This is a genomic window from Flavobacterium sp. CAN_S2, assembly GCF_015752255.1.
In the GTDB taxonomy this organism is placed as follows: Bacteria; Bacteroidota; Bacteroidia; order Flavobacteriales; family Flavobacteriaceae; genus Flavobacterium.
Window position 1 is genome coordinate 97,377 of the sequence record NZ_JADOVA010000002.1, and the last position, 25,687, is coordinate 123,063.

General features: G+C 34.2%; 18 protein-coding genes. 12 read left to right on the forward strand and 6 right to left on the reverse strand.

The window, feature by feature from the left end; all coding sequences use genetic code 11:
* Positions 1–19 precede the first annotated feature (19 nt).
* From rpmG to ftsY, 3 genes are all read left to right on the forward strand, one after another.
* Positions 20–202, forward strand: a complete 183-nt coding sequence (gene rpmG / locus IWX80_RS08285) for a 50S ribosomal protein L33 (RefSeq protein WP_007805817.1) — start codon at positions 20–22, stop codon at positions 200–202.
* 76 nt (positions 203–278) lie between these two features.
* Positions 279–431 carry a DUF4295 domain-containing protein gene (locus IWX80_RS08290; protein WP_072987107.1) on the forward strand — a complete coding sequence of 51 codons (153 nt, stop codon included), beginning with the start codon at positions 279–281 and terminating at the stop codon, positions 429–431.
* Between the two features lie 128 nt (positions 432–559).
* Positions 560–1,513, forward strand: a complete 954-nt coding sequence (gene ftsY, locus IWX80_RS08295) for a signal recognition particle-docking protein FtsY (RefSeq protein WP_196853022.1) — start codon at positions 560–562, stop codon at positions 1,511–1,513.
* Positions 1,514–1,700: 187 nt separating this feature from the next.
* Here ftsY and IWX80_RS08300 read toward each other — a convergent pair whose 3' ends face one another.
* The gene (locus tag IWX80_RS08300) at positions 1,701–2,774 is read right to left on the reverse strand and encodes a serine hydrolase domain-containing protein (RefSeq protein ID WP_196853023.1); all 1,074 of its coding nucleotides are present in this window, start codon (positions 2,772–2,774) and stop codon (positions 1,701–1,703) included.
* 239 nt (positions 2,775–3,013) lie between these two features.
* Between IWX80_RS08300 and IWX80_RS08305 the strand changes: the two genes are divergently transcribed.
* Both IWX80_RS08305 and IWX80_RS08310 read left to right on the forward strand, forming a co-directional pair.
* Complete coding sequence (locus IWX80_RS08305; protein WP_196853024.1) at positions 3,014–3,454, forward strand: hypothetical protein; 441 nt, start codon at positions 3,014–3,016, stop codon at positions 3,452–3,454.
* Positions 3,435–3,731: a DUF721 domain-containing protein gene (locus IWX80_RS08310; RefSeq protein WP_073355171.1), complete on the forward strand. Its 297-nt coding sequence runs from the start codon at positions 3,435–3,437 to the stop codon at positions 3,729–3,731. Before IWX80_RS08305 ends, IWX80_RS08310 begins: the two co-directional genes overlap by 20 nt.
* A gap of 123 nt (positions 3,732–3,854) precedes the next feature.
* Here IWX80_RS08310 and IWX80_RS08315 read toward each other — a convergent pair whose 3' ends face one another.
* A complete protein-coding gene (locus tag IWX80_RS08315) occupies positions 3,855–4,274 on the reverse strand; it encodes a nucleoside-diphosphate kinase (RefSeq protein ID WP_113634352.1) in 420 nt (139 codons plus the stop codon).
* Between the two features lie 85 nt (positions 4,275–4,359).
* Positions 4,360–5,958 (reverse strand): bacillithiol biosynthesis cysteine-adding enzyme BshC, encoded by a 1,599-nt coding sequence (gene bshC / locus IWX80_RS08320; RefSeq protein WP_196853025.1) that lies wholly within the window; start codon positions 5,956–5,958, stop codon positions 4,360–4,362.
* Between the two features lie 103 nt (positions 5,959–6,061).
* Here bshC and IWX80_RS08325 point away from each other — a divergent pair, with 103 nt between their 5' ends.
* The gene (locus IWX80_RS08325; protein ID WP_196853026.1) at positions 6,062–7,345 is read left to right on the forward strand and encodes an MFS transporter; all 1,284 of its coding nucleotides are present in this window, start codon (positions 6,062–6,064) and stop codon (positions 7,343–7,345) included.
* Between the two features lie 7 nt (positions 7,346–7,352).
* On the opposite strand, the gene IWX80_RS08330 is transcribed toward IWX80_RS08325, so the two are convergent.
* Both IWX80_RS08330 and IWX80_RS08335 read right to left on the reverse strand, forming a co-directional pair.
* Positions 7,353–11,387 (reverse strand): DUF7948 domain-containing protein, encoded by a 4,035-nt coding sequence (locus IWX80_RS08330; protein WP_196853027.1) that lies wholly within the window; start codon positions 11,385–11,387, stop codon positions 7,353–7,355.
* A 37-nt stretch (positions 11,388–11,424) separates the two neighbouring features.
* Positions 11,425–14,820 carry a T9SS type B sorting domain-containing protein gene (locus IWX80_RS08335; RefSeq protein ID WP_196853028.1) on the reverse strand — a complete coding sequence of 1,132 codons (3,396 nt, stop codon included), beginning with the start codon at positions 14,818–14,820 and terminating at the stop codon, positions 11,425–11,427.
* A 166-nt stretch (positions 14,821–14,986) separates the two neighbouring features.
* Between IWX80_RS08335 and IWX80_RS08340 the strand changes: the two genes are divergently transcribed.
* From IWX80_RS08340 to IWX80_RS08365, 6 genes are all read left to right on the forward strand, one after another.
* Positions 14,987–17,191 carry a B12-binding domain-containing radical SAM protein gene (locus tag IWX80_RS08340; protein ID WP_196853029.1) on the forward strand — a complete coding sequence of 735 codons (2,205 nt, stop codon included), beginning with the start codon at positions 14,987–14,989 and terminating at the stop codon, positions 17,189–17,191.
* A 100-nt stretch (positions 17,192–17,291) separates the two neighbouring features.
* Entirely contained in the window at positions 17,292–17,777 is a 486-nt protein-coding gene (locus tag IWX80_RS08345; protein ID WP_196853030.1) for an acetyl-CoA carboxylase biotin carboxyl carrier protein subunit, read from the forward strand.
* A 104-nt stretch (positions 17,778–17,881) separates the two neighbouring features.
* Positions 17,882–19,321 (forward strand): acetyl-CoA carboxylase biotin carboxylase subunit, encoded by a 1,440-nt coding sequence (accC, locus tag IWX80_RS08350; RefSeq protein ID WP_196853031.1) that lies wholly within the window; start codon positions 17,882–17,884, stop codon positions 19,319–19,321.
* Between the two features lie 50 nt (positions 19,322–19,371).
* Complete coding sequence (locus tag IWX80_RS08355; protein WP_113634344.1) at positions 19,372–20,913, forward strand: acyl-CoA carboxylase subunit beta; 1,542 nt, start codon at positions 19,372–19,374, stop codon at positions 20,911–20,913.
* Positions 20,914–21,340: 427 nt separating this feature from the next.
* Positions 21,341–23,452, forward strand: coding sequence for a response regulator (locus IWX80_RS08360; RefSeq protein WP_196853032.1), 2,112 nt, complete (start codon positions 21,341–21,343; stop codon positions 23,450–23,452).
* A 148-nt stretch (positions 23,453–23,600) separates the two neighbouring features.
* A complete protein-coding gene (locus tag IWX80_RS08365; protein WP_196853033.1) occupies positions 23,601–24,953 on the forward strand; it encodes an NAD-dependent succinate-semialdehyde dehydrogenase in 1,353 nt (450 codons plus the stop codon).
* A 181-nt stretch (positions 24,954–25,134) separates the two neighbouring features.
* Here IWX80_RS08365 and IWX80_RS08370 read toward each other — a convergent pair whose 3' ends face one another.
* Positions 25,135–25,662, reverse strand: coding sequence for a hypothetical protein (locus IWX80_RS08370; RefSeq protein ID WP_196853034.1), 528 nt, complete (start codon positions 25,660–25,662; stop codon positions 25,135–25,137).
* Positions 25,663–25,687 lie beyond the last annotated feature (25 nt).

Sequence of the window (25,687 nt, forward strand, 5' to 3'; positions counted from 1 at the left end):
AAAATAAAAAAATAGCAAGATGGCAAAGAAAGGTAATAGAATCCAGGTAATTTTAGAATGTACTGAGCACAAGACTACTGGTGTCGCAGGAACTTCAAGATACATTACAACAAAGAACAAAAAAAATACACCAGACAGATTAGAGATTAAGAAATTTAATCCAATCTTGAAACGTGTAACTGTTCACAAAGAAATTAAGTAATAATTAGAGATTTTGATAAAAATCTCAAATGTTCTACATTTGAAAATTTTATTTAAATTTAAATAACATTTGAATCATGGCAAAGAAAACCGTAGCATCGTTACAAACAGCTTCTAAGAGATTGTCAAAAGCCATTAAAATGGTGAAATCTCCAAAAACAGGTGCATATACATTCGTAGAATCTATTATGACACCGGAATCAGTTGACGAATTCTTGAAAAAGAAATAATCAACATTCATATTATATAGAAAAGCTACTTTCATTCGGAAGTAGCTTTTTTATTTTCTATATTTACCATTAGAAAAACGTATTGGTTCTTTGGACTTAAATACTTCATTCTTAATACTATTTATACAATGAGTTTTTTCAAAAGAATATTTTCATCAGAGAAAAAAGAAACATTAGACAAAGGTCTTGAAAAATCAAAAACAAATTTCTTTTCGAAGTTGACCAAAGCGGTTGCCGGAAAGTCAAAAGTGGATGATGAAGTCTTAGATAATTTAGAGGAAATCTTAGTGGCCTCAGATGTTGGGGTCAATACGACATTAAAGATTATTAAACGAATAGAAAGCCGTGTGGCTTCAGATAAATATTTGGGAATTGAAGAACTCAATCAAATACTTAGAGAAGAAATTGCAGCTTTATTATCAGAGACAAATACTGGCGAAGCTTCTGAATTTGTTATTCCAATTCAGACTAAGCCTTATGTTTTAATGGTTGTTGGGGTAAACGGTGTTGGGAAAACTACTACTATTGGTAAATTAGCGTATCAATTTAAAAAACAAGGTTATAATGTGGTTCTTGGTGCAGCAGATACTTTTCGGGCTGCAGCCATCGATCAGTTGCAAATTTGGGCGGATCGAGTAGGTGTTCCTATTGTTCGTCAGGATATGGGAAGTGATCCGGCTTCGGTAGCTTTTGATACCTTACAGTCAGCCGTAGCTCAAAATGCCGATATCGTTATTATCGATACTGCAGGTCGTTTGCACAACAAGATTAATTTGATGAATGAATTGACCAAAGTAAAACGAGTGATGCAAAAAGTCGTTGGTGACGCGCCACATGATGTATTATTGGTTTTGGATGGATCAACCGGTCAGAATGCTTTTGAACAAGCGAAACAATTTACAGCGGCTACTGAAGTTACTTGTTTGGCTGTTACTAAGTTAGACGGAACTGCAAAAGGTGGTGTTGTTATTGGAATCTCTGATCAATTTCAAATTCCTGTAAAATATATTGGTGTAGGCGAAGGAATTGAAGATCTTCAGGTTTTTAATAAATACGAGTTTGTAGATAGTTTTTTTAAATAATAATTAGAATGGATTTCTCTTCGTTGAAAAATACACCTCCGATGTATCTTTATTTAGTAAGCATCATTTCTTTTATTTTGGCAAATCTTGTCCGAGATAAAAGTCTTGGTTTTTATTATTTTTTACTAATAATAGGTTTGGTTTTCTTTGTTTTGGGTTTTATGAAAAGTTTGAAAACTAAGTAATTTTACTGGTACAAAGCACTTATTTTTTGCCATAAAACTTCATCAAAATCGGATAAGGCAAACGTTGGATTGTCTGGATTTGCAACATCTCCCATTCGGATAACAACCATTTTCTTGCTTGGAATAACATAAATTTTTTGATCGTTTTTGCCTAACGCCATATACATATCGGCTGGTGCTGTTGGTATTAAACTACCATTGAATTGCAGTTGGATTTGTGGTAAATGATAACTTGATTTTCCGTTCAGCCACCATAAATAGCCGTATCCCAGATTGATATTTTGTGAAGTGTTTGTTGCTTCATTTAAATAGTTTTCATTCACTATCGTGTTGCTTTCCCATTTACCTTTGTTGGAGATTAACAAACCAAAGCGTGCCATGGAGCGAGTATTACTTCCGTAAACAGAATTATTGCCTAATTGAAACCAAGCACCATCCATTCCTATTTTATCTTTTAATTTGGTGTTGAAATAAGCATTCCAGGTTTGGCCACTGGCTTGTGCAATCACATCCTGTAATTTTACATATACATTATGGTACGCCCAATGTGTTCCTGCGTCGGCTTTGTATTTTAGGTTTGCTGGATCAACATCATCTGTACTGTCATCTAATCCGGAAGTCATGTTGAGTAGATGTTTGTTTGTAATCAAGTTTTCTTTAGCTAAAGTCAAACTTGTCCAGCCGGTTCCTATGTATTGCGAAACTGTATTGTTGATGTTGATTAGGCTTTCTTGTTGTGCAATGCCTGTTACTGTTGAGGTCAGTGTTTTGCCAGCGCTTGCCCAATACCAAAAAGCATTAGCATCATGACCATTGAAATAATTTTCCATTACGATTCTTCCGTTGACAAGAATGATGAAAGATTTTGAATTTTTAAGTGCTAAATAATCTAATAAAGGTTGCACGGCGGTTTGCTTCCAACCTAAACTTGCAATAGATTTTGTTTCCCAAGCTGTTCCTGTTAATGGTGGAAAGTAGAGTGTTTCAGTTGAGGGAGTAGGAGTTGGTTCAGGAGTGTCAGAACTGCAGCTGCTACAAAGTAATACGATGAGGAAACTATATATTATTTTTGACATCTTGCTAATGATTTAGTTCTAATTCCTTTAAGACCAAAAATATAGAAAATAGTTTAATGTGTTTCCACTATTTTTGTTTTCTTTGAATTTAATAAGAGTAACTTTGTAATTAGAATAGGCGTGATTTATCCCGAATTTTCTAGCCCTGATTGCAGTGAAAATCCTTTCTAGACGCTTTTTCAGCGGATAAAAAGATTGAAGCGGAAAGCAGGAAACAGCTCCTAAAAATAATTAGTATTATGAAAAAAACATTTAGCATTCTTTTTATAGCATTTCTTTTTGTGGCTTGTCAGCAAAAGATAACCCAAGATGACATTTCGAAAATAAACGGGTATTGGGAAGTAGAAAAGGTTGTTTTTGATTCCATAAAGGATAAAGAATACGGGATGAATGAAGTGTATGATTATTTTGAAATAAAGAATAATAAGGGGATTCGGAAAAAAGTGATGCCGCAATTAGACGGGACTTTTTTAGTGAATGATACGTATGAAAACGTAACGGTTCGATTTGCGGATGACAAAGTTTTTTTAGATTATTCGACGCCTTACATGAAGTGGAGTGAGGAGTTGATTGCTGTGTCAGCGGAAGAATTAGTGCTGTTGAGCAAGGAAAAAACAGAATATCATTACAAGAAAGCAACATCAATAAATTTACTGGGCGATGGCAAAACGACTAAATAATCAAAGTACGATAGGGGATGTTTTGAAACAAATAATCCAAGTGAATAAACTGCAACCCGGAATGGATCAAATTGACGTGAAGGATGCGTGGAAAAACCTAATGGGGAATGGTGTGAACAGTTATACAAATAATGTGGTTTTGAAAGGAAGTACGTTGTATGTTGAGTTAACTTCGTCCGTTTTGCGTGAAGAATTAAGTCACGGAAAGTCTAAAATTGTAGCTATGATTAACGAAGAATTAAGACGTGATGTGGTGAAAGATGTAGTTTTGAGGTAGTGATTTTAGATTGTTGATTAACGATTTTAGATTTTTGATATAAAAAAATCCCGTTTCAATTTTGAAACGGGATTTTCTATTTTATATAATTCGTAACTGTCAATTGCGACTGAAAACGGAATACTAGAACTGCTCTCTTCCAGCAAAATGGAAAGCACCTTCGATAGCTGCATTTTCATCGCTATCAGAACCGTGAACTGCATTTTCTCCAATAGAAGTTGCGTATGCTTTACGGATAGTTCCTTCAGCTGCTTCAGCAGGGTTTGTAGCACCAATTAAAGTTCTGAAATCTTCAACTGCATTGTCTTTTTCTAAAATAGCAGCAACAATTGGTCCTCTTGACATGAATTCAACTAATTCACCGTAGAAAGGTCTTGCAGCGTGTACTTCGTAAAAAGCTTGTGCATCAGCAACAGTTAATTGTGTTAATTTCAAAGAAACGATTTTGAAACCTGCATTTGTAATCATTGCAAGTATGTTTCCGATGTGTCCGTTAGCAACAGCATCAGGCTTAATCATTGTAAATGTTCTATTAGTAGCCATCTTTTATTTTTTAAATTTTGTGCAAAAATAGGATTTTTTTATTGATTATTTTTACAAATTCGGCACTCAAATAACAGTTATCTGATTAAAGTACAATAATATCAAATTTATTGTCCAATGGTTTGAGTTGTTTAATCAATGTTGGAATCAGATTTTCACCGAATTCCAAATAAAATTCCGAAAAATTAGTTTGTCGTTCCTGTAAACTTTGGTTGGGGAATAACTCGTTTTGCAACTCAGTGATGCGTTGCAAAATATCACTCAGTTTTCTTTTTTGTGCTTTCAGTAAACGTTTCTCCAGATTTTCTAATCCTTTTATTTGTTTGGTTTCTTGCGCTTTTACAGCTCCAAGGAAAGACTCGTCGGTTTTGTTCGCTACATCATAAAGCTCCTGAAATTGTTTTTGCAACTGTTTTTTTAGATGCGTTAAATCGACTGGGAAATCTGACAATTCTTTGGTTTTAGTAGTTACTAAATTCGCATGTTTCGAAAATAAATCTTCCCAGTTCAAATCTAGTTTATCTGCTTTTTTAGCTTGCTTTTCGGTTGCCAATAGTACAGAATTCCTAAGCAAAAGCATTGGAAAAGTTACTTTTGCAGCAGCAAAAAAGGATTTTAATTCTAACCAATAAGCAATTTCTCCGCCTCCGCCAATATAGCATAGATTCGGTAAAATCACTTCCTGATATAAGGGACGCATAATCACGTTAGGACTGAATTTTTCGGGATGATTTTCTAATAAAGCTAGAATTTCATTTTCAGAAAATTCAATTTTCGTGTGATTTACTTTATAGGTGTCGTTTTCAAATATGATACGTTCCCGTAAATCATCTTCGATATAAAACAAATTGATTTCACGGGGATTCACCTGAATTGTATACTCTTTTAATTTTTCGGCAGTTTCCAAAACTAATTTATGGGAGGATTTTTGCAGCAATTCTTCTTTTACAAAAGGGATAAAGTTGTGTTTTAAGTCAGCATTATCCGCATCCAAAATAACTAAACCATACGCACCAAAAAGCGCATTAGCCAGAAATCTAGTAGCATTGGCTAAATTATCGTGATTTAGATAGGAATCTTCAAACAGTTTTTTTAGCGTAGCTGCATTTCTACTAGAGCCTAATTCCAAAGTATATACTTCAAGAAATTCAGCTAAGCCTTCAGTAGACAAGCGACCAACTGGACCTGTGCTTTCTTTGTTCCAACGGAATTTTTTACCTTTAAAGTTGAAATAATTGATTTCTTCAAAATCATGGTCTTCGGTCGCCATCCAGTAAATGGGGACAAAATTATAGGTTGGATATTTCGCTTTTAATTCGGTTGTCAAATTAATAGTCGAAATGATTTTATACAAAAAATATAAAGGTCCGCTGAACAAATTTAACTGATGTCCGGTTGTAACAGTAAATGTATTTGGATTAATTAAAGCTTCAATATTTTGTTTGGTCAAAACTGAAGTTTCAATTTTTGAATATTGATTTTCTAATGTAGAAACTAATATTTGTCTTTTAAGAGTGCCGTTCTCATTGAAGTTTACTTGCTTTTCTTGAATTTGTGCTTCAAAGTTTTCAAGCGTTGGGAATCTGTTATATAGGGATTGTAAGTTTGTTTTTTTTTCTAAATAATCATTCATCAAAGAAGAGAAATATCCTGAATTCTGATAGCTGATACAGTCGGTTGGCATAATAAAGTTTTATATGTTGCTAATTTACCAATAATAATTGGAACTATAATATTTGTTACTTTCGAAAAATAGTGTGATTTTTATCAAAAAAATTAACAATTTTATGAAAGATAATTTAAAGCATTCGAATGAAAACTCATTAAAACATGTTCTTTTTGGCAGTTTAATAGGAACCACTATAGAATTTTTTGATTTTTATATTTATGCAAATGCCGCAGTTTTAGTTTTTCCTCAATTGTTTTTTCCTTCAAATGATAGTACTAATTCCGTTTTGTTATCCTTAGCGACATTTTCGATTGCTTTTCTTTCCAGACCATTAGGTTCTGCGGTGTTTGGTCATTATGGAGATAAAATTGGCCGTAAAACCACCTTAGTAATTGCGTTATTAACGATGGGGATTTCAACAGTTTGTATTGGTTTTTTACCAAGTTATGCCAGTATTGGAATTACAGCTCCTTTATTATTGATGTTATGTCGCTTTGGTCAAGGTGTTGGTTTAGGTGGCGAATGGGGTGGTGCGGTATTACTGGCTATCGAAAATGCTCCACCTAATAAAAGAGCCTGGTACGGAATGTTTCCGCAACTTGGAGCGCCAATAGGATTATTGCTTTCGGGTGGTACTTTCTTGATTTTGACCGATACAATGACTTCCGAAGATTTTCTTGATTATGGATGGAGGATTCCGTTTATAGCGAGTTCATTATTGGTTGTCGTAGGTTTTTATATCCGATTAAAGATTACCGAAACTCCTGCTTTCGAAAACGCTAAAAAAGAGAAAGAAGAAGTTAATATCCCATTTTTTACTTTACTGAAATTTTATAAAAACCAACTGATTTTTGGCACATTTGCAGCGATTACTACGTTCTTGGTTTTTTATCTCATGACGGTTTTTACACTTAGCTGGGCAACTTCTGATTTGGGTTATTCCAAAAGAGATTTTCTATTGATACAATTGTTTTCGGTAGTGTTTTTTGCACTTTTCATTCCTGTTTCAGCTTTAATTGCGGATCGTATTGGAAGAAGAAAAATGCTTGTTTACGCCACAATCGCGATTGCTATTTTTGGTTTTGCATTTTCTTTTTTCTTGAATTCCGGCAGTGCAGTTCTTGTGACTTTATTTTTATGTGTTGGAATGGCTCTGATGGGATTCACATACGGTCCTTTAGGAACTTTCTTATCTGAATTGTTTCCTACAACGGTTCGTTATTCAGGAACTTCTTTGGCATTTAACTTGGCAGGAATTATTGGAGCCGCTTTTGCTCCTATGATTGCAATTTGGTTAGCAACACAATATAGTTTGACTTATGTTGGATTTTATTTGACTACTGCAGCCTGTATTTCTTTATTTTCATTATTAATGGTCAGCAAAAAAGAACATAAATTTTGATAATTTGTTATCGTTTTAAACTAAAATGTCCTTTGTATTCATTTCCATCTGATCTTGTTGCGATAAACCAATAATCATCTGCTGGAAGGGCATATCCATTCATGGTTCCGTTCCAATCGTTATTTTGGATTAATTCTTTGATTAATTTTCCATAACGGTCAAATATTTTTATCGACAAATTGGTTTCCAAATCTGAAAATTTAATTTTCCAAGTATCATTAAAACCATCACCGTTTGGGGTAAAATATTTGGGGTACATTAATAAAAAGACTTCATCTGTGACGGTTCCGCAACCATTTTTGTCTCGGACATGTACGGTATATTCGCCACTATATAATGCCGAAAATTGATTGCTATCCTGAAAATGAATACCGTCAATTGAATATTCGAAATCACCTTCACCGGATGCAAAAATGGTGATTGTATTCTGATTGTCGGTCCAATCTTGTGTTTCTACAGAAGTAATGGTGGCAATGTTTGATTTTCGTACTTCAAAATTCTTAGTACTCGAACATGAAATTGTACTGTAATTAGTAGTAACGGTAACGGAATAATTTCCAGGATTTGCAACAACTATCGTAGATGTCGTTGCGCCTGTTGACCACAAATAAGTATCGAAACCTAATCCGGCATTAATCGTGATTGTATTGTTTTCACAAATGGGAACAACATCTGGAATCGTTATTTTTGGTTTTGATAAAAGGGTTAGTTTTAATTCAACTATAGCGTAGCATGGGGTATTTGAGTTGATGCGAATATAAATTTTGTTGTCGCCCAAAGCTAAGTTGTAATTTGAAAAATTATTGATTTGATTACCTGACAATTGATTTTCTGCACCTAAAAAAGTCGAATAATAAGAAAAACTATATCCTAAAGTATTTGAAATCAGCTTAGAATTATAATCAGATAAATTCACTTTCTCGGAACCGTCATTCAAATCATCACAAAATAATTCTTCATAGTTATTTGCTGGTAAAGTGTTTATTAGCGAAATAGTAACAGCAAGTTTATTAAGACTTTCGCAGTTGTTTTCTGTTTGCGAAGCATAATAAGTCACGCCGTCTTGTAAAGAAGTAGAATTGGACAAAAGAATTCCGGCTGAATTATACCATTTTATCGCATTTCCTGAAATTACAATGTTTTCTAGAGTTGGATTTTGACTGGAACACAATGTTTGATTTGTATTTCCTGTTGGAGCAGGAGTATTTTGGATATTTATTAGGACAGGAATTCTTTCGCTTTCGCAGCCACTAATAGTTTGCGATGCATAATAAGTGGTTCCGTTTTGTAGTGGAGTTGTGTTTGATAAAAGAGTTCCATTTGTTAGAGCGTCATACCATTTTATTTTTTGACCCGTAATTGCAATGCTACTAATTGTTGCATTTTGTTGAATACAAAAATTTTGTGGCGAAGTTGAAATTGGTACCGGCTGATTACTAATTGTTATGGTTTGGTTTTGTGTAGATGTATTTCCGTTTCCATCATTATAATTCCAAACCACAGTATAAGTCCCGGGTAGGTTATACGAAAGTGCATTTGCAGTTGTTGCTGTAATCGCTCCTGCACAACTGTCGGTCGCTGTTGGTATTGTGGTAATTACAGTATTACAATCACCGTTAACTATAGGAAGTGAAGTAAGATTCGGAATTGGCGATTCAACATCACCAACAATTACATCAACTATTTTTGTATCGTCGCAATCGCCAGTTCCTGTAATGCTACAACTATATTGACCGCTATTTAGAGCTGTTGCATTAGGGATTGTTGGATTTTGTTCCATTGATATGAATCCATTTGGTCCAATCCAAGCATAATTTGTTCCGCCAGATGCTTTTAGTTCTATGGTATTTCCAATACAAATTGGGGAATTACTTGACGCAATAGGATTAGATAAACAATCTTGAAACTTGGCAATATATAAATCTTCCCGGCCATTTAATAAAGGTTGATAGGCGTTGTTGGAGGCCATAGTATTATCACTTAATGTTCTTCCTGCTATATAAATATACCCGTTTATTCGGTCTATACGAATGATAGATTCAAGTTCAAGATCTCTACCTCCGTAGTAAGTACCCCAATCTTTAACATAATTAGATTTATATTTAACAATAAAAGAATCTACAGTGTAATTATTGAACAAATTTTGTTGATAAGCATTTGATGTTCCAATTCCTGTTTTGCTTGTTATCCCACTAATAAATATGTTACCATCATTATCAAACCCGGAGTCTAAAATAATATCTTCAAAATAGCTACCCATTTCTAAAGTTCCATTTTTATTGAATATTGAAAAGAGTCCAGCAGAATAACTATTAATTGTATTTGGCGGAATTGGGTATGGTGCATTTATTGTAGCTATATTACTAGTACTAAATGTTCTGCCTGACACAAGAAGTTTCTGGTTATTGTAATCTATTTTATTAAAATAGTCATTTTTATCGCCGCCATGATAAGTTCCATAAATAATTTTTCCTTGAGGGTCAAAAGAAGCAATAAATCCATCTATTGAATTGGTATTTAAGTAATTTTGATGGGAGGAGCCAAAAGCAATACCATCAATACTAAATGTTTCTCCAACGATATAGGTATTATTGTTTTCATCTATAGCAATGCTTAGAGCTTTATCATCAGTAGTACCTCCATAATAGGTGCCCCAAATCCTTTGACCATCAAGGCTTATTTTTGCTAAAAAAACATCATTTGAATATTCAAATTTTGTTGCTTTATGGGTTCCTGGTGTCGCAATATTTACAACACTACCAGTGTACCCCGTAACAATTATATTATTGTTAAGGTCAATTACAGCTGAGTATATTATATCTTCTCCTGTGTCACCATAGAATGTACCCCATTTCCTAATTCCATTAGCATCTAGTTTTAAAATGTAACCATCATGATTGTATAATGCTTTATTAGGTTTGTGCGTACCAAGTGTTCCAATAGTACTAAAATTATACGCGTATCCTGATGAAATAATATTATTATCAGAATCAATATCAATGTCGTAAGGGAATGCATTTAAATAAGTTCCCCAAATTCTATATCCGTTTGTGTCAAATTTCGCTATGTATCCATCAGGTTCAAATGATGAAGGCTGAGTCGAATAATGATTTGTAATAAATGCTCCTGAAGTTGTAAAATTATTTCTGCTAAAAGTACTTCCAGTGATAAGTAAATTTCCAGAAAGATCATTATTTGCTTCCACAATATAGTCTGTTTGTGCTCCCCCATAATAAGTCCCCCACAATCGTGTCGGAACAGGATCAATTACCACCGTTTTACCTGATACATTTTCAGTGCTTTCAAATCCATAAATATTATTTTTGATTTTTTTGTAACCAACAGCAATTTCCTTTTTCTCTAGGCCGTCTTCTGTCCAGCTAGCGGGCAGGGTTTCTTCCATTTTACCAAAACGAACTTGCATTTGGATTTTGTTGTTAACTAACTCCGTTTTTGCCCCATTAAATTTCATTTGGATATCCGAAATTTTACCTTTTGGATGCACCACAAAATTATATTCCACTGTTTTCAAAGTATCTTTTGGAACGAAAAAAACTACATCAATATTTGGGTAAATGTTTTTATATGTGATTTGTTGGAACTGATGTACGTTAACGACACCGTCGGGTTTATTCGGGATATTGTAATAATTGTCATAATCTTTCGAAGCTTCCGTTGTAACTAATTCTACGTTAGGATTTGAATTAACAAAATCGATATCTATTCTGTGAAATACATATTCTAAAGTGTAATCTTGGATCTTTTCTCTATTGTAATCTAAAGGAGAAAAGCTTCTTTTTTCTTCTATCGAATGTCTTATAGGATGTTTTTTAGTCTCATAAATATCATAAGAAAATCCATTTTTCTTTAACTGTACATTTAGTCCATTTGAATTTAACAGGTACTTTACAGCTGGATTCGCTTTTCCTTTTTGGTCAATAATCTGGCCTTTATTTTCTTTAAAACCGATCGATTGATTTTTATTTTGAGCAAATAACGGTGTAATTAACAATATAAATAATAGCAGTAATTTTTCTTTCATCTGTGCCGTTTAATCAGTTTTTGTTGGGTTATGATTGTTAGCGTTTCAAACTAAAATGACCTTTGTATTCTTTTCCATCTGCTCTGGTCGCGATAAACCAATAATCATCGGACGAGAGTTCATAACCATTCATGGTTCCGTTCCAATTGTTATTTTGGATTAATTCTTTGATTAATTTTCCATAACGATCAAATATTTTTATAGTCAAGTTGGTTTCCAAGTCTGAAAATTTAATATTCCAAGTGTCGTTGAAACCATCACCGTTTGGAGTAAAATATTTGGGATACATTAATAAAAAGACTTCATCTGTGGCGGTTCCGCAACCATTTTTGTCTCTGACATGTACGGTATATTCGCCACTAAACAATCCCGAAAATTGATTGCTGTCCTGAAAATGCGTACCATCAATTGAATATTCGAAATCACCTTCGCCAGATGCAAAAACGGTGATTTTATTCTGATTGTCGGTCCAATCTTGTGTTTCTACAGAAGTAATGGTGGCAATGTTTGATTTTCGTACCTCAAAATTCTTAGTACTCGAACATGATATTGTACTGTAATTAGTAGTAACGATAACGGAATAATTTCCTGGATTTGCAACAACTATCGTAGATGTCGTTGCGCCTGTTGACCACAAATAAGTATCGAAACCTAAACCAGCATCAATAGTAATGGAATTGTTTTCACAAATGGGTACAACATCAGGAATTGTAATAATTGGTTTCGATACAAGAGTTAATTTCAATTCAACAATGGCATAACAAGGCGTATTTGAATTGATGCGAACGTAAATTTTGTTCTCACCAAAAGTTAAGCTGTAACTTGAAAAATTATTGATTTGATTACCTATCAATTGATTTTCGGCACCTGAAAAAGTCGAATAATAAGAAAACGTATATCCTGAAGTATTTGAAATCAACTTAGAATCATAATCTGATAAATTCACTTTCTCGGAACCGTCATTCAAATCATCACAAAATAATTCTTCATAATTATTTGCAGGCAAAGTGTTTATAAGTGAAATGGTAATAGCTATTTTATTTGAGCTTTCACAATTATTTTCTGTTTCCGAAGCATAATAAGTCACGCCGTCTTGTAAAGAAGTTGAATTGGACAAAAGAATTCCGGCTGAATTATACCATTTTATCGCATTTCCTGAAATTACAATGTTTTCTAGAGTTGGATTTTGACTGGAACAAAAAGTCTGATTTGTATTTCCTGTTGGTTCAGGAGTATTTTGGATATTTATTAGGACAGGGACTCTTTCGCTTTCGCAGCCACTAATGGTTTGCGACGCGTAATAAGTATTTCCGTTTTGTAGTGGAGTCGTGTTTGATAAAAAAGTTCCATTAGTTAAAGCATTATACCATTTTATATTTTGACCCGTAATTGAAATCTCTCTTAAAGTCGCATTTTGTTGGATACAGAAAGTTTGAGGTGAAATTATAATGGGATTTGTAGGCTTATCCAATGCATAAAGTTTTAAATCGGTTTCAACAAAGCAAAATGAATTATTTTGAAAATAACTTTTGACTCTTATGGTTTCTTCTTTTTTGATAGTATTGGTATATGGATTTGGTAAAGGACTGGGTAATAAATTTCCATTTGAATCTATATATTCAACTACTAAATTAGTTTGACTCCCTACTATAGTCGAGTTTATATTCGAAGTATCAAAGGAGTTCGATATTCCAGATCCTGGAATCGTCTCGCAGGAATAAATGGAGTTCAGAGTATTAATAGCAGGGGTATTAGTAATAGTGATGTCTTTTTCTAGCGTTTGTGAATCAGAGCCGCAATTTACTATCACTTTAACGTGATAAGTCCCTTCAGCTGAAAACTGGTGTGTTGGATTACTAATTGCTGCACTATTTGATGATGAATTAGGGTCGTTAAAATCCCAAGTAATTGAATCAAATGTTCCGTTTACCGTAAAGCTAGTCAAGCCGTTCAAACAGGTATTTTCAGTGATTATTTCACCAGTGGCATTTGATGCATCAAGTTTATATTTATAAAACATAACATCGCTGGCATTGTTACCACTGTTATTGTTGATAAAAGAACCGTTGATAGTTAATGGGGCACTTTGAAAATTTGCCGTTAGGAATAGGTCATTTCCATTAAATAAAATTGGGCTAGCAGCATCAGTAGACATGCCTTGCGAATAATAATTTGTTCCATTTGATTTTAGTATAAATTCAGATTCAAAATTGTTTAAATTGACTTTAAAAAGTACCAAATCCTCACTATTATATTCAGACGAACCACTAGTGTACGTTCTACTTTTGATGGTTGCATTGGGAAATGTCATTGTGCCGGTAAAACTAGAAAAAATAAATAATTCATTTCCTTTTTCAGTTAAATAACCCGTGTTTCCTGAAGAGTTTCCATCCATTCCGGGAATGTCCAAACGTGATGAGTTGTTAATTTGTTTAATTCTCTCTAAGTTTCCTGTGGTAATATTGAATTCTGATAAAATACTTTGGGTAAAATGATATCCTTCGATAGGATCTGTATAAATAGTTCCAAGTATATCTGCTAGTTTGTAAAAAGATGCCCACAGATATAATTTGTCATTGTTAGGGTTATAATGTAAAAGAGTTGGTCTGTGAAAAGATGCATTTTTAGTTTTATTGTTGGAAATTTCTTTACTCCAGACAATATTTAAATTAGTATCGATTTTATCAATGTCTGAATGAGTATATGAACTATTTGAAGGTGAATATCTTGCGAAATATAAATCTCCATTTTTATCCATTGCAGAGCTAGTATACTCAGCATCGCTAGTTCCAAATTTTTTAGCTTCTTTTAGATTTCCATCAAGATCAAATTTAGAAATGAATAATAATGGATGATACAAATAATATCCGGTATTAAAGGTGTTTGTCAGTGTTATTTGATTGTTGATTGTTATGCTAGCCATGAATGTGCCAGTTATGTATAGAATATCATTGTGGATATAGATATCTCTCATTCCGTAATCTGCACCACTACCTATCGATCGGTTCCAAACAAAATTTCCATTTTTATCAAATTTCACCAGATTTAATCCAGGATACATAGGCAATCCACTAAACAATTGTGGATAGGTGCCTACAGTATTATGAGCATTATACCAAGTAAATAAAACATATATATTGTCTTGGCTGTCAATTGCTAACTTACTTAAATAGAGATTTCTTTCGTCAATTTCTTTTTTCCAAACTAAATTGCAATTAAAATCAAATTTGTAAATAGACATCCAATCTCCGAAATTCCCTCCATTCTTTGCTAAGTATATACCATCGCTTGCTTTCTTTAAATCAGCAGTAGCATCATCATTCCAACCACCAAAGTTTTTTGTACAATCAAAACATTGACCTTGCATTGCAAATGAAAAAGTAAAAAGCAAAAAGTAAAAAAATAAAAAAGGAAAAAGAAAAATTCGCTTCATAAGTAAGATTTATAGCAAAACAAATGTAATTAAATATCTACAGATTATATAAAAACTAGAAATTGCATTATTTTATATTTGAATCTAAAGAATAAATAAAAATGTAGCCTTTAACTTTTGTGCAAAGAATAGAATTATCCCTTATTTTTGCACAAAACAATTCCTCTTGAAAACCAAATTATTCGTAATCACGCCGCCTTTCACCCAACTGAATACGCCGTATCCGGCAACGGCATATATCAAAGGGTTTCTGAATACCAAAAATATCGAATCCGTTCAGGCCGATTTGGGTATTGAAGTGATTTTGAAATTGTTTTCGAAGGAAGGTTTGCAAAATTTGTTTGAAGTTGGAGGTTTAACGTTTAAAGTTCCAAATCATACCATTTCAGATAATTCCAAGAGGATTCTCGCTTTGCAAGAAGAATACCTTAAAACTATAAATCCTGTTATTGCTTTTTTACAAGGGAAAAATCCAACATTGGCGCTTCAGATTTGTCAGGAAGATTTCTTGCCGGAAGCGTCTCGGTTTGCACAATTAGAAGAATTGGATTGGGCTTTTGGAACCATGGGAACACAGGATAAAGCAAAACATTTAGCAACTTTATACCTTGAAGACATCTCTGATTTTATAGTCGAATGTGTTGATGCTAATTTTGGTTTCAGCCGCTATGCGGAACGTTTGGGACGAAGTGCCAATTCTTTTGACGAGTTGTATGAAGCCTTGCAACAAGAACCAACGTATATTGATAACGTTCTTCTTTCAATTTTAAAAGAAAAAATAGATACGATTCAACCCACATTATTCTTAATTTCAGTTCCGTTTCCAGGAAATTTATATTCGGCTTTTCGTTCCGCACAATGGGTCAAAAAGCATTATCCGAATATTAAAATCTCAATGGGTGGCGGTTTCCCAAATACCGAATTGCGTTCACTTTCGGATGCTCGTGTTTTTGAGTTTTTTGATTTTATTACGTTGGATGATGGCGAAACGCCAATTGAAGAATTGATTTTTAATATTGAAAACCCGGATTACAATTCCTATAAGAGAACTTTTCTGTTGAAAGAAGGAAAAGTAGTTTACAAAAACAATTCCCTAAAACACGATTACAAACAATCGCAAGTGGGAACTCCCGATTATTCGGATTTGCTTTTGGATAAATACATTTCGGTTATCGAAATTGTGAATCCAATGCACCGCATGTGGAGTGATGGCCGCTGGAACAAACTCACCATGGCGCACGGTTGCTATTGGGGAAAATGTACTTTTTGTGATATTTCTTTAGATTATATAAAGATTTACGAACCTGTTGCTGCTAATTTATTGTGCGATCGAATGGAGGAAATGATTGCTCAAACAGGCGAGAACGGATTTCATTTTGTAGATGAAGCGGCTCCTCCGGCTTTGATGCGTGCTTTGGCTCTTGAAATTCTTCGCAGGAAATTAGCGGTTACGTGGTGGACCAATATTCGATTCGAAAAAAGCTTTACGAAAGATTTGTGTTTGCTTCTAAAAGCTTCTGGTTGTATCGCCGTTTCTGGCGGTCTGGAAGTGGCCTCGGATCGATTATTAAAATTGATTGATAAAGGCGTAACGGTAGAACAAGTGGCGAAAGTCACCCGTAATTTCACTGAAGCAGGTGTTATGGTTCATGCATATTTAATGTACGGATATCCTACACAAACCATTCAGGAAACCGTTGATAGTCTGGAAATGGTTCGCCAATTATTTGAAGTGGGCGTGTTGCAATCGGGATTTTGGCATCAGTTTGCGATGACTGCGCACAGTCCAGTGGGCTTGTATCCAGAGAAATTCGGTGTGGTAAAGGAAACCGAAGCGATTGGAACTTTCGCCAATAACGATATCAATTATACGGATTCAACAGGAATTGATCATGATAAATTCAGTTTTGGACTTAAGAAATCCTTGTTCAATTTTATGCACGGAATCTGTTTCGATTATGAGTTGCAGGATTGGTTCGAGTTTAAAATTCCAAAGACTAAAATTTCATCTGATTTTATATTTGACGCTTTACAGGAAGAGGAGGATTTCAACATCAAGCCTACAGCCAAAATCGTTTGGTTAGGCGGAAAGCCAGCTGTTGAATATTTTACCAAATCCAAAAAAGGGAATTCTTGGGAAATGATGACTTTGACTTTCCATGATAAAAAGGAAAGTTTCAATATTCAAACTAATAAGCCGGAAGGAGAATGGTTGTTAGAAATGCTTTTGAAAATCTCCGTTTCTAACGCTAGAATCTACACTTTTCAGGAAGTTAAAGCTGATTTCGAAGCACAATTGGAAGACTTTGAATTATTTTGGTACTCAAAACCTATGAAAAGTCTTAGAGAGTTTGGATTATTAGTCTTATAAATTTATTTCATATAACTATATCTATTTAGCATAAAATTTAATTTTAGGTTTACGAAAACGTTTTCTTTTACTTATTTTTACGATTCTAAAATAGAAACAAATGAGTATTGGCTATAAAGTTAATGTAAACGACACTTTTCATTTTGATTTGGAAAAGGAAAGTGTTTCACAACTGGATGCAGTGCGTGTGGAAACGAATAAATTCCATGTTTTACACGAAAACACTCCTTTTCAAGCGGAAATCATCACTTCTGATTTTCTTCAAAAAAGCTACACCGTCAAGGTAAACAACAACACGTATACCGTTGCTATTTCAAATCCTTTGGATATTTTAATCAAAGAAATGGGATTCGAAACGGGACTGACCAAACAAGTCAATTTTATCAAAGCACCTATGCCCGGATTGATTTTGGAAATCAGTGTGGTGGTAGGACAAGAGGTAAAAGAAAACGACAATTTAATTATTCTTGGGGCCATGAAAATGGAAAACAGTTTCCTTTCTCCGCGCGATGGTATTATCAAAACCATTTCGGTAATGATGGGAGATGCCGTGGATAAAGGGCAGTTGTTAATTGAATTCGAATAACTATATACCGCTAATTCGCAAATTACAAATAGAGCGTTGAATTTTGCAACGGAATTTATTGTAAGTGAATTAAAATTAGCGAATCTGCGGTTAAAAAATAAAAAATGAAAAAAATATTAGTTGCCAATAGAGGGGAAATCGCTATCAGAGTGATGAAAACCGCACAAAAAATGGGCATAAAAACCGTAGCAGTTTATTCAACTGCCGACAGAAATGCACCTCACGTAAAATTTGCTGATGAAGCTGTTTGGATTGGAGAAGCACCTTCGAGTCAATCGTATTTATTGGGAAGTAAAATCATAGAGGTTGCCAAATCTTTAAACGTGGATGCCATTCACCCAGGTTATGGATTTTTGAGTGAAAATTCTGATTTTGCTGAAGAAGCAGAAAAAAATAACATCATTTTTATTGGCCCAAAGTCGAAAGCGATAAAAATCATGGGAAGTAAACTAGCTGCGAAAGATGCAGTTAAGCAATACAATATTCCAATGGTTCCCGGTTTTGACGAAGCAATTACAGATGTTGAAAAAGCAAAAGTTATTGCCAAGGAAGTTGGTTTTCCAATACTGATTAAAGCTTCAGCAGGTGGTGGAGGAAAAGGAATGCGTGTGGTTGAGAGCGAAGCTGATTTCGAATCTCAAATGGATCGTGCTATCAGTGAGGCGATTGCTGCTTTTGGAGATGGTTCTGTTTTTATAGAAAAATATGTGGGTTCACCAAGACATATCGAAATTCAGGTTATGGCTGACAGTCATGGCAATGTGTTGTATTTATTCGAAAGAGAATGCAGTATCCAGCGTCGTCATCAAAAAGTAATTGAAGAAGCACCTTCTTCGGTTTTAACGCCGGAATTGCGTAAAAAAATGGGTGAAGCAGCCGTTTTAGTGGCTAAATCATGTGATTATTTAGGAGCTGGAACCGTCGAATTTTTATTGGACGAAAACAACAATTTCTACTTTTTGGAGATGAATACGCGTTTGCAAGTGGAACATCCAGTTACGGAATGGATTACCGGTACCGATTTGGTAGAACTGCAAATAAGAGTGGCTAGAGGTGAAGAATTGACAATCAAACAAGAAGACTTGAAAATAAAAGGACACGCGATGGAATTGCGTGTGTATGCCGAAGATCCGATGAATGATTTCTTGCCTAGTGTGGGTCATTTGGATGTCTATCAATTGCCTGTTGGTGAAGGAATTCGCGTAGATAATGGTTTTGAACAAGGCATGGATATTCCTATTTATTATGATCCAATGTTGGCCAAATTAATCACTTATGGAGAAACCCGCGAAGAAGCGATTCAAATTATGATTAAGGCCATTGAAGATTATCATGTGGAAGGCGTGCAGACAACATTGCCTTTTGGGAAATTTGTTTTTGAACATGAGGCGTTTCGTTCTGGGAAATTTGACACGCATTTTGTAAAGAATTACTACAGTGCCGCAATGTTAAAAAATCAAATAGCGCAAGAAGCCGAAATCGCGGCGAAGGTCGCTTTGAAACAATATTTTGAAGATCAAAAAATCGTACGCTTACTAAATTAAACAATGATTTAAAAAAAAATTAGCGGATTAGCGGTTAAAAAAAGAATAGTATGAAAGACAAAATAGATACATTAAATCATAAAATTGCCGAAGCTCATTTAGGTGGAGGTAAAAACAGAATAGCAAAACAACATTCGAATAAAAAACTGACGGCAAGAGAACGCGTTAATTATTTGATGGATGAAGGTTCTTTTGAAGAAATTGGGATGTTGGTGACGCACCGAACCTCTGATTTTGGAATGGAAAAAGAACTCTATTACGGCGACGGAGTCATTACAGGATATGGAACCATAAATGGGAGATTGGTTTATATTTTCGCTCAGGATTTTACAGTTTTTGGTGGTTCTTTATCCGAAACTCATGCTGAGAAAATCTGTAAAGTTATGGATATGGCAGTCAAAATGGGAGCGCCCATGATTGGACTAAATGATTCTGGTGGAGCACGTATTCAGGAAGGTGTTCGTTCTTTGGGTGGTTATGCCGATATTTTTTACAGAAACGTTCAAGCCAGCGGCGTGATTCCGCAAATCTCTGCGATTATGGGACCTTGCGCCGGTGGTGCGGTGTATTCTCCAGCAATGACTGATTTTACGATGATGGTTGAAGATACTAGTTATATGTTTGTAACAGGACCGAATGTGGTGAAAACCGTAACCAATGAAACCGTAACGTCGGAGGAATTGGGTGGAGCAAGTTCGCATTCAACTAAATCGGGTGTGGCGCATATTACTTCTACCAATGATGTGGAATGTCTGGAGGATTTGAAGCGCTTGTTAAGTTATTTGCCACAGAGTAACAAAGAAAAAGCACATAATTTACCTTATGAACTGAATGACGAAGTTCGTACCAAATTAGCGACTATTATTCCGGATAATCCGAACAAGCCGTATGATATGCATGAGGTGATTGGTGGAATTATTGACGAGGATTCTTTTTATGAAATTCATAAAAATTATGCCGAAAATATCCTTGTCGGTTTCGCCCGATTGGGAGGAAAAAGCATCGGAATTATAGCCAACCAACCGATGATTTTAGCTGGTTGTCTGGATGTGAACAGTTCGAAAAAAGCAGCAAGATTTACCCGTTTTTGCGATTGTTTTAATATTCCGTTATTGGTTTTGGTGGATGTACCGGGATTTTTACCAGGAACCGATCAAGAGTGGAACGGAATTATCGTTCACGGTGCAAAATTGTTGTATGCTTTAAGTGAAGCAACCGTGCCGAGAGTAACTGTAATTACCCGTAAAGCCTATGGTGGTGCGTATGATGTAATGAACTCGAAACACATTGGTGCCGATATGAATTTTGCTTGGCCAACTGCCGAAATTGCCGTGATGGGAGCCAAAGGAGCTTCTGAAATTATCTTTAAAAAAGAAATTAGCGAAGCCGAAGATCATGAAGCAAAACTCTTAGAAAAGGAAGCGGAATATGCTGATTTATTTGCGAATCCGTACACTGCAGCACAACGTGGTTTTGTAGATGAGGTAATCTTGCCACAAGACACTAGACGCAAATTGATAAAAGCTTTTAGTATGCTCGAAAATAAAGAGAGTATTACTCCTAATAGAAAACACGGAAATATTCCTTTGTAATTATTAGATAGAATTAAGATTTTAAAATTTGAATTACCCCAAAAAGTTAGTTACTCTTTGGGGTTTTTTATGGAAAAAAATTTTAAGACGCTGTTTATTTTTTGATGTAAGAATTTCCAATTCTAGATTTTGTAATAATTTGAATTTGCAGTGCTGGTTCGCAGGAAAAAAAGTCAAAATAAAAAATGAGATAAAAACCTCAATGGAATCTAGGAGATAAATTCACAATTAAAATACAGGTTGATTTAAGCATTGAGTTAAATTAGTTGATAAATAGCTCATAAATGTGATAAACTGCATTAGTTTAATCGGTTGGGTTTTTTTTTGAATAAAAAAAGCTTACCTTGCGCCAGCTAAAAAAAAGTGATATATCTTACAAAACAATGCGTAAGATTTTTTGATTACTTTTTTTATTTGTCTAATTATTATGAACAGATTATTTAATTTAAATACGTATTTCAAATTACTTTTGTTGATTGCTTCAACAACTGTTTTCTTTTTTCTACTATACACTTCACTGTATCTATATACACTTAAGGAAGAAGAACGCTTCTATAAAACTACCTATGATCAGTATGATAATGAGGTAAAATCATTGTTCAGACTTAACTCTAAAACGCCAACAGCCACAATTATCGATGTTACATTTTGGGATGAATTAGTCAATTTTACTAAAACAAAAGATGAAAAATGGTACAATGATTTCATAGTAAGTGAATTTGAATCCTATGAAATGGATTATATCGGAATTTATGATTTAGATAAAAAAATAATAAATAAAACTACATCGAACAGGATTAAAAGTTTTGATTTTATTCCAAAAGAGATGATGAGCGTACTCTATGAATCTAAACTTAAAAGGTTTTATGTAAAAATTCCTGAAGGTATCGTTGAGGTTTTTGCCGCGACTATTCATCCTTCAAGAGATCCAAAAAAGCGTAAAACAAAACCTTCAGGCTATTTTTTTATGGCCAGACTTTTAGATAAAACTTTTTCGTCTTCTTTAGGAAATATAAGCAGTTCCAAAGTTAATTTGACTGATGCAGATTATGTGGCGAATCCCGAAGAAGATTTTGTTGTAGTAGCTTTGGATTTAAAAGATTGGAAAAATGAAGTAGTAAGTAAATTACTTTTTAAAAGACCCTTTAATTTAAATTACAGCAAAACAAAAGAAATTCTTTTTATAGTTGTGGTGGCCTCGATAATAAACATGCTTATTTTCATTTATTATACTAAAAAATGGGTTTATAATCCTTTAAAGTTAGTCAAGAATATCTTGGAAACCGGAAATGTTAAGTCGATAAATAGTTTAAGAAAATCCAAAGGAGAGTTTGGTTACATTGGAAATCTTTTTGAAGAAAATAATAACCAAAGGACGCAATTAGAGATTGCCAAGCAAAAAGCCGAAGAAAGTGATACGTTAAAATCATCATTCTTAGCTAATTTATCGCATGAAATCAGAACTCCTATGAATGCCATCATGGGTTTTAGTGATTTATTGAATGATGATAAGCTGACAGAAAATGAGAAATCCGAATATTTAAAAATCATCAGAAATAGCGGAAATAGTTTAGTTTCAATAATTGAGGATTTAATTGAAATGTCCAGAATTGATGCAAAGCAAATTACGCCAAACTATAAAGGTTTAGATTTAGAAAAATGTATGGCCGATTTGCATAAGTCCATAAAAATCACTATTCCAAAAGAAAAAGAAATTGAGTTTTTTGTAGTGGAAAGTGCAGATAAAATTCAGAAGAATATTTTAACTGACGAAACAAAACTGAAACAGATTATTGTAAATTTAATAACTAACGCAGTAAAATTTACCGAAAAAGGTTTCGTGTCTTTTGGATATAAAATAAACAGAGAAGAAGGAGTTGTAACCTTTACGATTCAAGATTCCGGGTTAGGAATTAGCGAGGATTATTCGAAAGTTATTTTTGATAGATTCAGAAGAATTGAAGATAATGCTACTAACGAAATGACAGGTTTAGGACTTGGTTTGTCTATCACTAAGGCGTATGTTGAAATGTTGGGCGGAGAAATAGGCGTACAATCTACAATTGGAATTGGATCGGTGTTTACATTTACAATACCGCTACAGTATGATGAAGCTGCAGTAGAAAGTTTGCCAAGGAAGAAAATATCCTTTTCTGGAAATTATGAGAATGAAACTATTTTAATTGCGGAAGATGATAATATCAATTTCTTGTTGTTAAAGAAAATTATTGAATCAAAAAACCATACCGTTTTACGCGCTTTTAATGGTCAGGAAGCCGTAAATATATGTGCTGAAAACCCAGATATTAGTTTGGTTTTTATGGATATAAAAATGCCTGTTTTAAACGGTTTTGAAGCATTTGAACAGATAAAAGTATTCAAACCGGAACTTCCCGTTATTGCCCAGACTGCTTATTCCTCCTTTGAAGACAGAGAGCGAATCATGCAATTTGGTTTTATGGACTATATTACAAAACCATTGGATAAAGAAAAAATATTCGAATTATTGGATACTATTTTTATGGAAATTAATTCCTAAATTTTGAATGTAAAGTACTCCCATTTTCCATTTGAGTAGTTGTCTTTTTCTGTTAATCTTTTCTTCTGAATCAATTAGAAAATCTGCTTCCGAATTGATTTCCTATTTTCTAAACCTGCATTCGTGAGGAATTTAAAATATAAATAACATGATATTTAAATCTATAAATCCATTTTCACAAGAAGTGATTGCGGAGCATGAAGTATTGACTAATGCGCAATTGAATCAAAAATTGCAATTGTCCGAAAGTGCTTTCAAGATTTGGAAAAATACTTCTTTTCAAGAAAGAGCTGACAAGATGCGTAAACTGGCTAATATTCTCCGTGAAAACAAAGAGAAATTAGGGTTGCTGATTACAAATGAGATGGGTAAAATCATCTCCGAAAGCATCGCAGAGGTCGAAAAATCAGCAGCAAATTGTGATTTTTATGCGGAAAATGCAGCGGAAATGCTGAAAGACGAATATTACGATACTCCTTTCAAAAGCATGTCGGTTTATGATCCGATGGGAGCTGTTTTTGCCATTATGCCTTGGAATTATCCTTTCTGGCAGGTATTGCGTTATGCCGCTCCGGCAATTATGGCGGGTAATGTGACACTTTTAAAGCATGCGCCAAATGTTATTGGCTGCGCCAAAGCAATAGAAAGTGCTTTTTTAGAAGCTGGCTTTCCCGAAGGTGTTTTCCAAGAAATTACTATTGATATTCCTCAAGTAGAAAGTGTAATAGCTTCAAATAGCGTTTGTGGTATCACTTTGACAGGAAGTGAAATGGCGGGTTCATCTGTGGCTGCATTGGCAGGAAAGCACATCAAGAAATCGGTTATGGAATTAGGGGGTTCAGATGCTTTTATAGTTTTGAATGATGCTGATCTTGAAAAAGCTGCAACTGTTGCTACACAATCCAGGATGTTGAACGCTGGTCAGGCTTGTATTTGTGCCAAACGTTTTATTGTTACTGAAAAAGTTGCGGATGAATTCGCTGCTCTTTTTACGAAAAAAGTACAATTGCTGCAACAAGGAAACCCATTACAGAATGGGATTCAAATGGGGCCATTAGCACGATTGGACTTAGCAGAAAAATTAGAAGGTCAATTGGCAAAATCACTTCAACAAGGAGCGAAACTACTAGTAGGCGGAGAGCGGGAGAATTGTAATTTCCAACCCACATTAATTGATTTTGTGGATTCAAATAATGTTGCGTTTCAGGAAGAAACTTTTGGACCGTTAGCTACTATCATTAGAGCGAAGGATGCAAATGATGCAGTTGTTATTGCTAATAATCACAGATATGGTTTGGCTGCAGCAATCTGGACCGAAGACCGTGAAAATGCGTATCAACTGGCGCGTAAAATTGAAGCGGGAAATGTATTCGTAAATTCTTTGGTACGTTCAGATTCCAGAGTTCCTTTTGGAGGAATAAAAAAATCAGGTTATGGTAGAGAATTAGGCGCAATAGGAATCAAGGAATTTATGAATATGAAATCCTTAATTATCGAATAACGATTGTCACTAACTGGCACAATATTTTTTAATACAGATTTGGTATAGAATGTATGTATTTAGGATGTTAAATAAAGAATCGAGAACAGGATTTGTAATTGTAACAAATCTATTCTCGATTTTTCATTGAATTTCTACCTTTCAATACAAGTTGACAGCAGGTATGATTGCTTTTGTTTTACTAATAGGTGTATACTGCCGCTTTTAAATCTTTCGGATTATTGGAAAGAATTACAATAAATGGCGATCCTTTTAGTGCTGCATTCTGTTTCAATCGTTTTTCACCGTTATCTGAAAACGATACAGGAGATTCTCCTTTAATTCCACCGTAAAAACTTGTGATTATTCCAGATTCTTTCAATCCTTCAGTTTGATGTTTTTCTAGCACAACAACCTTTTTATAATCAGATTTTCCATTCAGTTGAATTTTTTCAGATAGGATTGCAGAAGCACTTTTTGATTTTTCATTCAGCTGTGACACGGCATATTGACTGATTGTTTTTTCTTCAGCACTTTGCGGTAAAGTGTAGTACACTATATTATTTTCTTTTTTAATAAAGTTTACATCCATCGTTTCGCCATTATGTTTGACTATTTGATGAGTTTGAGCAAGTAAAGAAGTAGTAAATAAAAAAGTGAACGCTATAAATAAATTTTTCATGTGTGTATAATTAGGAGTTTCTATGTCTCCATTTTTGGATTGTAACATAGATTAATAATGTTTTAGTAAAAAA